The organism is Streptomyces sp. NPDC048111, assembly GCF_043202815.1.
Lineage (GTDB): Bacteria > Actinomycetota > Actinomycetes > Streptomycetales > Streptomycetaceae > Streptomyces.
Genome location: NZ_JBIDBD010000031.1, coordinates 56362 through 66271, shown reverse-complemented (window position 1 = coordinate 66271; position 9910 = coordinate 56362). Strand labels below are relative to the sequence as shown.

The window sequence follows — 9910 nt, the reverse complement described above, 5'->3', positions numbered from 1 at the left end:
GGTTGGAGGGTGCCTGGCCCTGGGGCTGCGCCCCAGACCCCCTGAGGGGCTCCGCCCCTCGGACCCCGGCGGGGGCTGCGCCCCCTGCACCCCCCATCGCGCCTGAACGGCGCTCGTCCTCAAACGCCGGACGGGCTGAGGTGCCCGGTGCGGGCCAGCACCGCTGCTGCTTAGGGGCGCGGGGAACAACGCGAGAGGCGACAGGACGCCACAGCCCCCCTGTGACCCTAATCACCCCCACCCCCATTTAGTTGAAAGTTAACCTAACCCTGGCGTACCGTCAGGCACATCGCTTGATCAGCAGCCCGGAAGGTATGACACAGATGTCCCTCGCCCTTGACCCCGCCGCCCAGGACCTCCTCTTCCGCGAGGCCCGCACTGCCAACACCTTCACCGACGAGCCGGTGACCGACGAGCAGGTCCAGGCGATCTACGACCTGGTCAAGTACGGCCCCACCGCCTTCAACCAGTCGCCGCTGCGCGTCACCCTGGTCCGCTCCCCCGAGGCCCGCGAGCGCCTTGTCCAGCACATGGCCGAGGGCAACCGTCCCAAGACGGCCGCCGCGCCGCTCGTCGCGATCCTCTCCGCGGACAACGAGTTCCACGAGGAGCTCCCCGCCCTCTTCCCGCACTTCCCCGCCGCCAAGGACGCCTTCTTCTCCGAGCGCCCGGTCCGCGAGAGCGCCGCTCTGCTGAACTCCGCGCTGCAGGCCGCCTACTTCATCGTCGGTGTCCGTGCCGCCGGCCTGGCCGCCGGTCCGATGACCGGGTTCGACTTCTCCGGTGTGCAGAAGGAGTTCCTGGACGACGACCACACCCCGCTGATGGTCGTCAACATCGGCAAGCCGGGCGCCGACGCCTGGTACCCCCGCAGCCCGCGCCTGGCCTACGAGGACGTCGTCACCACCGTCTGAGCCACCCGCGCCACGCGCCGCGCACAGCTGAGTACGCAGTACGCAGGTACGCAGCAGCCGGACCCCACGAGGGCCGCCGCACCTTCCCGGTGCGGCGGCCCTCGTCATGTTCCGAACGGTTTCCCACGGCCAACGGAAGCCAGGGGCCAGGGCCAGAAGCCCAAGGGGCGGGACCGAGGGAGATGAGGGGAGGTGAGGGGAAGGGAGGGGAGGTGAGGGCCACCTCTTCAAGCAGCCACCCCCTCAAGCAGCCGCCCCCGCGAGCAGCCCCCTCACCCACTCCCCCGCTTGGACTCAAGCGCCCCCGCCATCGTCACCAGCTGCGCATACGGCGCTGTCCCCGTCACCACCGTCGTGTGGCCCTGGTCCTGGCGCACCAGGGCGTCGTACTTCGGGCCGTCCCAGAACGTCCACGTCGCGCCCGCGATCTGCTGCGACTTCTCCGTCTTCTTCGCGCTGCGGCTCACCTCGGCGACGAACTTGTCCGAGGGCGCGGTCGACTGCTCCACGGCCACGTACTGGTTCTCGGGATCGAGGAAGCCCAGGTGCCAGGCGTTGTTCTTGGCGCCGTCGTACGACACCGACGTGGCCTTCCACTTGTCCTGCTCGGGCAGGCCGACGGGGGCCGCCACCGGGTACGGTGCGGCCCGGCGCACGGTCGAGAGCTCGACCTTGTAGTTCACCGCCTTGAGCGGCGGCGCGGCCGACTCGTCGTGCGGGATGAACACATAGATCACAGCCGCCGCGATGCCGATCACCGCGAGCGACTGCAGCATGTTCCGGACTGTCTGCTTGCTGCTGCGCGTTCCTGCCACGACCCCATGTTCTCAGGTCATCCCGCTGCTCATACGTGGGCCCCTCTGCTCAATTTGTCGACGTGCCGATAGAGTCCTAGCACCCTCTTACCTTGCGGCCGTCGCCGTACAGAAAGGTGCGCTCCGATGACCGAGCATCATCTGCCGTCCGAACTCGAGGTCTCCCCCGAGGCCCCCGACCGCAACCTGGCCCTTGAGCTCGTCCGGGTCACCGAGGCCGCCGCCATGGCCGCGGGCCGCTGGGTCGGCCGCGGGGACAAGATCGGCGCGGACGGCGCGGCGGTCAACGCCATGCGGACCCTCGTCTCCACCGTCTCGATGAACGGCGTCGTCGTCATCGGCGAGGGCGAGAAGGACGAAGCCCCCATGCTCTACAACGGGGAGCGCATCGGTGACGGCACCGGCCCCGAGGTCGACATCGCGGTCGACCCGATCGACGGCACCACCCTGAACGCCAAGGGCATGCCGAACGCGATCGCCGTCCTGGCCGCCGCCGACCGCGGCACCATGTTCGACCCGTCCGCGGTCTTCTACATGGACAAGCTGGTCACCGGGCCCGAGGCGGCCGACTTCGTCGACATCAACGCGCCGGTGTCGGTGAACATCCGCCGCGTCGCCAAGGCCAAGAACTCCTCGCCCGAGGACGTCACCGTGGTCATCCTGGACCGCCCCCGCCACGAGGGCATCGTCAAGGAGATCCGGGAGACCGGCGCGCGCATCAAGTTCATCTCGGACGGTGACGTCGCCGGTTCGATCATGGCCGTGCGCGAGGGCACCGGCGTCGACCTGCTCATGGGCATCGGCGGCACCCCGGAGGGCATCATCTCGGCCTGCGCGATCAAGTGCCTGGGCGGTGTCATCCAGGGCAAGCTGTGGCCCAAGGACGAGGCCGAGCGTCAGCGCGCGCTCGACGCCGGGCACGACCTGGACCGTACGCTCTCCACGAACGACCTGGTCAGCGGCGACAACGTATTCTTCGTCGCCACCGGCATCACCGATGGCGAGCTGCTGCGCGGGGTCCGCTACCGCGCGGAGACCGCGACCACCCAGTCCCTGGTAATGCGCTCGAAGTCCGGCACGATCCGCCAGATCGACTCGACGCACCGCCTGTCGAAGCTCCGCGCGTACAGCCAGATCGACTTCGACCGGGCCAAGTAGCCCCGGGAGTACGGCAGTTCGCGCGTGAGCGGCGTAAGCGCGGCAGCGGTCGTACGTGAGTGGCGTGCGCGCGGCAGTGGTCGTACGTGAGTGAAGGGGCGTCCCCGTTGTGCGGCGGGGGCGCCCCTTCACTCACGCAGAGCCGCGCGCAGCCGCGGGCGCGGCTATGCGGCGGACGGGGACTTCTTGAGCTCGACCTCGCGGCGGCGCCGGCGGGCGATCACCACCCGGCGCTCGGCGGCCGTCAGACCGCCCCAGACGCCGTACGGCTCGGGCATCAGCAGGGCGTGCTCGCGGCACTCCACCATGACCGGACAGCGGGCGCAGACGCGCTTGGCCGCTTCCTCGCGCGAGAGCCGGGCGGCCGTCGGCTCCTTCGACGGGGCGAAGAACAGGCCCGCCTCGTCCCGGCGGCAGACCGCCTCCGCGTGCCACGGGCCCGCCTGGTCCTCCCGAGCTGGACCACCTGGACCACGCTGCGAGGGAACGGCGGCGACCTGCAGGGAATGATGCGGCGGATGCAGCACGGTCTACTCCTGACGACGGCTTCGCGAGCGAGCGACGATGCGACAGTCCCTACCCGCTGTACGCGGGCCTATGCACTGAGTTCCGTTGTGCGGAACTGCGCTCGGATCGCCGATGGCCAAAACCCTGCGCCGCCGTCCGCCCGCGCGGGCGTCAGGATTCGAGCCGCTTGCGCAGCCGGTGGTGGAGGTCGGCGATGCGCTTGCCCCGCTTCGGCTTGGCCTCGATGTTGCCGAAGACCGAGTAACCATTGACGACGACCACCGGAGCCTCCGGATCATCGGCTTCCAGGGTGTGCACCTCGAAGTTGCCGAAAATTCCGGTGCCGCTGCCGCGCAGGCTCAGATTCTCCGGCACCCGCACCTCCACATTGCCGAAAATCGCAGTCGCGTTGATGACCGTCAGACGCTGCTCGAAGAGCGCCTCGGTGAGGTCGATCTCGACGCTGCCGAACAGCGAGAAGGCATTGGTGCGCCGGCCCACGCGCCAGCGGCCCTTGCGGGTGGAGGCGGAGAAGACGGCCACGAGGTTCTCGGCGTCGACCGGCCCGCCGGTCTCCTCGGTCTCGTGCGGGGCGGCGGCGGCCACCGGGTGCGGACGGGCCCCGCTCACCGGCAAGTCCCTTACCAGGGGCTCCAGTTCGCCGACCGTCTTGGCGCGGTAGACCGCGTCGATGCGCTCGGAGTGCTCCGCCGCGTCGAGCCGCCCCTCGGCGAGCGCGTCGCGCAGGATGTCGGCGACGCGGTCGCGGTCCGCGTCGGAGGCCCGCAGCGCGGGAGGCTCGGCGTGCTGGACGAGGCCGGCCTTCGCGGGCTCCGCGGGATCCGGCTGGGCGTGCTTTTGGAGGTCCACGGAGGCAGCGTACCCAAACGCGATAGATCGCGACTAGTCGCGGGAGGGCGCCGACTCGGCCACTGCCGCCGGACACCCCGCCGGACACCCCGGCCGGGCCACCGCCGCACACCCCGGCCGGGCCACCGCCGCGCACCCCGCCCGGGCCACCCCGCGCGCCCCCCGGCACCGCCCGCCGGCCGCCCCGGATCACCCCCGCGACCAACTGAGCCCTACCTCACAGCGGCGGCGCTCCGGGCGCCGCATACGCTGGAGGGTGCTGTGCCAATGGAGGTCCAGCAGCTGTCTGCCGAGTGAGGAATGGCCGCAATGCCAGAGTTTCAGTACTCCGACCTTCTCCCCCTGGGAGAGGACACCACGCCGTACCGCCTGGTGACCGCCGAAGGTGTCTCCACCTTCGAGGCCGACGGCCGCACGTTCCTCAAGGTCGACCCGGAGGCGCTGCGCACGCTCGCCGCCGAGGCGATCCACGACATCCAGCACTACCTCCGCCCGGCCCACCTGGCCCAGCTGCGCAAGATCATCGATGATCCGGAGGCCTCGGGCAACGACAAGTTCGTCGCGCTCGACCTCCTGAAGAACGCCAACATCGCGGCCGCCGGCGTGCTGCCGATGTGCCAGGACACCGGTACCGCGATCGTGATGGGCAAGCGCGGGCAGAACGTGCTGACCGAGGGCGGCGACGAGGCGGCGCTCTCGCGCGGCATCTACGACGCGTACACCAAGCTGAACCTGCGGTACTCGCAGATGGCGCCCCTGACCATGTGGGACGAGAAGAACACCGGCTCGAACCTGCCCGCGCAGATCGAGCTGTACGCCACCGACGGCGGCGCCTACAAGTTCCTCTTCATGGCCAAGGGCGGCGGCTCGGCCAACAAGTCGTTCCTCTACCAGGAGACGAAGGCCGTCCTGAACGAGGCCTCCATGATGAAGTTCCTGGAGGAGAAGATCCGTTCGCTGGGCACCGCCGCGTGCCCGCCGTACCACCTGGCGATCGTGGTGGGCGGCACCAGCGCCGAGTTCGCCCTGAAGACCGCGAAGTACGCCTCCGCGCACTACCTGGACGAACTGCCCTCCGAAGGCTCGGAGTTGGGCCACGGCTTCCGGGACGAGGAGCTGGAGAAGAAGGCCTTCGAGCTGACACAGAAGATCGGCATCGGCGCGCAGTTCGGCGGCAAGTACTTCTGCCACGACGTGCGCGTGGTGCGCCTGCCGCGGCACGGCGCCTCGCTGCCCGTGGCGATCGCCGTCTCCTGCTCGGCCGACCGCCAGGCCGTCGCGAAGATCACCGCCGAGGGCGTCTTCCTGGAGCAGCTGGAGACCGACCCGGCCCGCTTCCTGCCGGAGACGACGGACGAGCACCTCGCCGCCGACGGCGACGTCGTCCGCATCGACCTCAACCAGCCGATGGACGCGATCCTGGCCGAGCTCACCAAGCACCCGGTCAAGACCCGCCTGTCGCTGACCGGTCCGCTGGTCGTGGCGCGCGACATCGCGCACGCCAAGATCAAGGAGCGGCTGGACGCGGGCGAGGAGATGCCGCAGTACCTCAAGGACCACCCCGTGTACTACGCGGGCCCGGCCAAGACGCCCGAGGGGTACGCCTCCGGCTCGTTCGGCCCGACCACTGCCGGCCGGATGGACTCCTACGTCGAGCAGTTCCAGGCGGCCGGCGGCTCCAAGGTGATGCTGGCCAAGGGCAACCGGTCCCAGCAGGTCACCGACGCCTGCGGTACGCACGGCGGGTTCTACCTCGGCTCGATCGGCGGCCCGGCGGCGCGGCTCGCGCAGGACTGCATCAAGAAGGTCGAGGTCGTCGAGTACGAGGAGCTCGGCATGGAGGCGGTGTGGAAGATCGAGGTCGAGGACTTCCCAGCGTTCGTCGTCGTCGACGACAAGGGCAACGACTTCTTCCAGGCGCCCGCCGAGCCCCCGACGTTCCTCAACATCCCGGTGCGGGGCGCCGGACAGGCCTGATCCGGCCTTCCGATGGGCGGGGCCACCACCGGGCCCCGCACCCCCTCGCCGCCCATCCCTCCACCGCCGTCCGCCCCGGCCGACGTCCACCCCGCCGGTCGGCGGCCGGCGGTCGGCTGCGAATAGGGTCCAAAGACCCTGAGGGCCAGCCGAATTGGGCCCCTATCCTGGCATGTGTCCGCAATCGACCCGGCCGCCGCATCGGCCGGGACGGTTCAACCACCGGGAGGGGTGGCGCAGTTGGGCTTTTTCACCGGATCCGGCGGCTTACTCACGGAGCTGCGCCGACGGGTGCTCCACCGCCGCGCGAAGGCGTCGCCGACGGCCGAGGCGATGGTCGGCGCGGCCGGGCGGGTGGTCACGGCGATTCCGCGCGGCGGGTACGGCGAGGTGGCCTTCTGTGTGCACGGCAGACCGCTCAAGTACGCCGCGCGGGCCCGCACCCCGCTCGCGTCGGGCGTCCGTGTGCGGGTCTCGTCCGCGCTGTCCCCGTCCGCCATCGAAGTGGCGCACCTCGGCCCCGCCGCGGACGGGTGTCCGTGACGGGGCCGGGGGTGGCGCGGGCGGACGCGGGTCAGGCGAAGCGCTGGCCGGCCGTGCCGTCGCAGGGCCGCAGCGTGAGCGGGTCCTTGGCGGCGCCGAGCGTGGCGCACAGACCGCTCGCGGCGGCAGGGCGCAGGGTGCCGGACTGGCGCACCCACTCCTGGTTGGCCGCGCCCGAGCAGTTCCAGATGATCAGCTTGGCGCCGGCGGTGTAGTTCGCCCCCGGCACGTCGAGGCAGCGGTCCTGGGTGAGCTGGGTGTGCACCGACTTGCGGCCGGCGTCGTACCACCAGTTCTGGTTGCGGCCGCCGTGGCAGTCCCAGCCGATGACCGCCGTGCCGTTGGCACTGGTGGAGGCGTTGACGTCGAGGCAGCTGCCGGTCGCCTCGTTCTTCAGCGGCCGGTAGGCGTCGTCCCAGGCGAGCGGGTAGAGGGTGGGCGCCCCGGTCGAGGCCGCGTCCGCGCAACTGCCTTCCCTGGCACCCGAGTTGTACAGCTGGGTGAGGCAGGAGGCGAAGGCGCCGTGGCCCCGGTAGTTGGGGTGGAAGGACTGGCGGACCGAGTTCGAGTCCGGCAGCCCGGGCTTGGAGAGGTCGATGTAGAGACCGCGGGCCCAGGTGTCCTCCATGCACACCTCGTGGCCGTTGAAGAGGCGGGAGTTGTCGAGGTAGGTCGCCCCGGTGTCCTCGGCCGCCCTGCGCATGCCGACCTCGAACGCGGGCACCGCGGTGTTGCGGCCCCACACCGTGTCGGAGTCGTAGCCGAGCCCGCCGCAGACGAGCTTGCCGGGGAAGGCGGGGTTGTCGTGGAAGTCGGGGCCGATCGGGCTCGGGTAGCCCATCACCACGAGCTTGTACGAGCCGTCGGTGTAACCGGCGTCGCGCATCACGGTCTTGAGGTCGTTCACGGTCTGCTCGACCTTGGGCACCAGGCCGTCGACGCGGGCCTGCCAGCCGGACTCGTACTTGGACTGGCAGGGGCCCTGGAGCAGCAGGTAGCGCTCGACGCAGTCGGTCATGACCGGGCCGAACTGGAGGTCGTCGTTGGCCCCGGCCACCAAAAGCACCATCTTGATGCGGGTGTTGCGGGCCTTGATGGCGAGGCTGTCGCTCTGCACCAGTTCGTCGGCGTACTGCTTGGTGCCGCCGATCCGGATGTTGCCGGTGTAGGCCCCGGAGCAGGCGACGTTGTACGTCTCGTCGGCCGGGATGCCGGTGCGGTGGATGGCGGAGTCGGGCGAGCGGTGGCACCAGTTGTCGGGGCCGTTGGTGCCGGCCTCGTAGGTGCCGACGCCCTCGCCGGAGATCTCGCTGTCGCCCAGCGAGATCAGACCGGTCTTGCGCTCCGTGAGCGGCCGCTCGGCCGGATCGCCGTACAGCTGGGTCGCCTCGGCGGCCCGGATCTTCTCCAGCTCGGGCGGAAGCGGAGTGGACTGCGCGGAGGATGCGGTCGCGGCCTGCGCGGTGGTCGCGCCGGCCGCCATCCCCCCGAACGCCGCCGCAGCGGCCACGGCGGCCGCGAACGTACAGCGAAGTCTGTGCCTGGTGCGCGTCATTGCGCCTCCCCGGTTATGAGTTACCCCCGGTATTTACTGGCCGGTAAGGCGTGTTGGGAATAGGTAGAACAAGACAAGTGCTCAACTTTTTCGGGGACCCGGGCGTCGCACCGGGTCGGAACAGCGGAAGGTTCACCGACATGAACGACAGCGAGTACCGCGTCGAGCACGACTCGATGGGCGAGGTGCGGGTGCCCGCACACGCCAAGTGGCGGGCCCAGACGCAGCGCGCGGTGGAGAACTTCCCCGTCTCCGGGCAACGCCTCGAGCGCGCCCACATCGAGGCGCTCGCCCGCATCAAGGCCGCCGCCGCCAAGGTCAACGCGGAACTCGGGGTGCTCGACCAGGACATCGCGGGCGCGGTCCGGGAGGCGGCCGACGAGGTCGCCGAAGGGCGCTGGGACGAGCACTTCCCGGTGGACGTCTTCCAGACCGGCTCCGGCACCTCGTCGAACATGAACATGAACGAGGTCCTGGCCACCCTCGCCACCGAGAAGCTCGGCCGCGACGTCCACCCCAACGACCACGTCAACGCCTCGCAGTCCTCCAACGACGTCTTCCCCTCCTCCATCCACATCGCCGCGACGGCCGCCGTCACCGCCGACCTGATCCCCTCGCTCGACCACCTGGCGAGCGCCCTGGAGCGCAAGGCGGCCGAGTTCGCCGACGTGGTCAAGTCGGGGCGTACGCATCTGATGGACGCCACGCCGGTCACCCTCGGCCAGGAGTTCGGCGGCTACGCGGCCCAGGTGCGTCACGGCGTCGAGCGGCTGCGCTCCTGCCTGCCCCGCCTGGCCGAACTCCCCCTGGGCGGCACCGCGGTCGGCACCGGGATCAACACCCCGCACGGCTTCTCGGCGGCGGTGATCGCCGAGGTGGCCCGGGTCAGCGGCCTTCCGCTCACCGAGGCGCGGGACCACTTCGAGGCGCAGGGCGCGCGCGACGCCCTGGTGGAGACGAGCGGCCAGCTGCGCACCGTCGCGGTGTCCCTCACCAAGATCTGCAACGACCTGCGCTGGATGGCCTCGGGCCCGCGCACCGGATTGGCCGAGATCAGCCTTCCCGACCTGCAGCCCGGCTCGTCGATCATGCCCGGAAAGGTCAATCCGGTCATTCCGGAGGCCGCGCTCATGGTCGCGGCCCAGGTGATCGGCAACGACGCGACGGTGGCGACGGCGGGGGCGGCCGGCAGCTTCGAACTCAACGTCATGATGCCGGTGATGGCCAAGAACCTCCTGGAGTCCGTCCGGCTCCTGGCCAACGTCTCCCGGCTGCTGGCCGACCGCACCGTGGACGGCGTCACCGCGCATGTGGAGCGGGCCCGCGAATACGCCGAGTCCTCGCCCTCGGTCGTCACCCCGCTCAACAAGTACATCGGGTACGAGGAGGCCGCCAAGGTGGCCAAGAAGTCCCTGGCCGAGCGGAAGACCATCCGCGAGGTGGTGCTCGAAGCGGGGTACGTCGAGCGCGGGGACCTGACGGTCGAGCAGCTCGACGCGGCCCTCGACGTCCTCGGGATGACCCGGCCCTGAGCCCGGGTGATCCGAATCGCAGCGTGATCGCGCCCGCAC

At 70.5% G+C, this 9910-nt stretch carries 9 protein-coding genes; 5 read left to right on the top strand and 4 right to left on the bottom strand.

Translation table 11 applies throughout. From position 1 onward, the window contains the following. Positions 1-323: 323 nt before the first annotated feature. Positions 324-914 carry a malonic semialdehyde reductase gene (locus tag ACGF3I_RS30570; protein WP_393137675.1) on the top strand — a complete coding sequence of 197 codons (591 nt, stop codon included), beginning with the start codon at positions 324-326 and terminating at the stop codon, positions 912-914. A 272-nt stretch (positions 915-1186) separates the two neighbouring features. Here ACGF3I_RS30570 and ACGF3I_RS30565 read toward each other — a convergent pair whose 3' ends face one another. Continuing rightward, a complete protein-coding gene (locus tag ACGF3I_RS30565; protein ID WP_393137674.1) occupies positions 1187-1729 on the bottom strand; it encodes a DUF4245 domain-containing protein in 543 nt (180 codons plus the stop codon). Positions 1730-1855: 126 nt separating this feature from the next. Here ACGF3I_RS30565 and glpX point away from each other — a divergent pair, with 126 nt between their 5' ends. After that, on the top strand, positions 1856-2887 hold the full coding sequence (gene glpX, locus ACGF3I_RS30560) for a class II fructose-bisphosphatase (protein ID WP_393137671.1): 1032 nt from the start codon (positions 1856-1858) through the stop codon (positions 2885-2887). A gap of 164 nt (positions 2888-3051) precedes the next feature. On the opposite strand, the gene ACGF3I_RS30555 is transcribed toward glpX, so the two are convergent. Both ACGF3I_RS30555 and ACGF3I_RS30550 read right to left on the bottom strand, forming a co-directional pair. Continuing rightward, positions 3052-3414, bottom strand: a complete 363-nt coding sequence (locus tag ACGF3I_RS30555; RefSeq protein WP_393137668.1) for a WhiB family transcriptional regulator — start codon at positions 3412-3414, stop codon at positions 3052-3054. 151 nt (positions 3415-3565) lie between these two features. Further along, entirely contained in the window at positions 3566-4264 is a 699-nt protein-coding gene (locus ACGF3I_RS30550; protein WP_393137665.1) for a DUF1707 domain-containing protein, read from the bottom strand. A gap of 309 nt (positions 4265-4573) precedes the next feature. Between ACGF3I_RS30550 and ACGF3I_RS30545 the strand changes: the two genes are divergently transcribed. Next, the gene (locus ACGF3I_RS30545; protein ID WP_393137663.1) at positions 4574-6241 is read left to right on the top strand and encodes a fumarate hydratase; all 1668 of its coding nucleotides are present in this window, start codon (positions 4574-4576) and stop codon (positions 6239-6241) included. A 291-nt stretch (positions 6242-6532) separates the two neighbouring features. Then, positions 6533-6784 (top strand): hypothetical protein, encoded by a 252-nt coding sequence (locus tag ACGF3I_RS30540; protein WP_393137661.1) that lies wholly within the window; start codon positions 6533-6535, stop codon positions 6782-6784. A gap of 31 nt (positions 6785-6815) precedes the next feature. Here the strand turns inward: ACGF3I_RS30540 and ACGF3I_RS30535 are convergent, their stop codons facing one another. Continuing rightward, complete coding sequence (locus ACGF3I_RS30535) at positions 6816-8339, bottom strand: ricin-type beta-trefoil lectin domain protein (RefSeq protein ID WP_393137659.1); 1524 nt, start codon at positions 8337-8339, stop codon at positions 6816-6818. Positions 8340-8479: 140 nt separating this feature from the next. Between ACGF3I_RS30535 and ACGF3I_RS30530 the strand changes: the two genes are divergently transcribed. Further along, positions 8480-9871, top strand: a complete 1392-nt coding sequence (locus ACGF3I_RS30530) for a class II fumarate hydratase (protein ID WP_393137657.1) — start codon at positions 8480-8482, stop codon at positions 9869-9871. The last annotated feature ends 39 nt before the right edge of the window (positions 9872-9910 follow it).

Excerpts from the sequence above, each read along its gene's own strand:
- glpX (WP_393137671.1), top strand. The coding sequence starts at position 1,856 with ATGACCGAGCATCATCTGCCGTCCGAACTCGAGGTCTCCCCCGAGGCC.
- ACGF3I_RS30535 (WP_393137659.1), bottom strand. The coding sequence starts at position 8,339 with ATGACGCGCACCAGGCACAGACTTCGCTGTACGTTCGCGGCCGCCGTG.
- ACGF3I_RS30570 (WP_393137675.1), top strand. The coding sequence starts at position 324 with ATGTCCCTCGCCCTTGACCCCGCCGCCCAGGACCTCCTCTTCCGCGAG.
- ACGF3I_RS30545 (WP_393137663.1), top strand. The coding sequence starts at position 4,574 with ATGCCAGAGTTTCAGTACTCCGACCTTCTCCCCCTGGGAGAGGACACC.
- ACGF3I_RS30530 (WP_393137657.1), top strand. The coding sequence starts at position 8,480 with ATGAACGACAGCGAGTACCGCGTCGAGCACGACTCGATGGGCGAGGTG.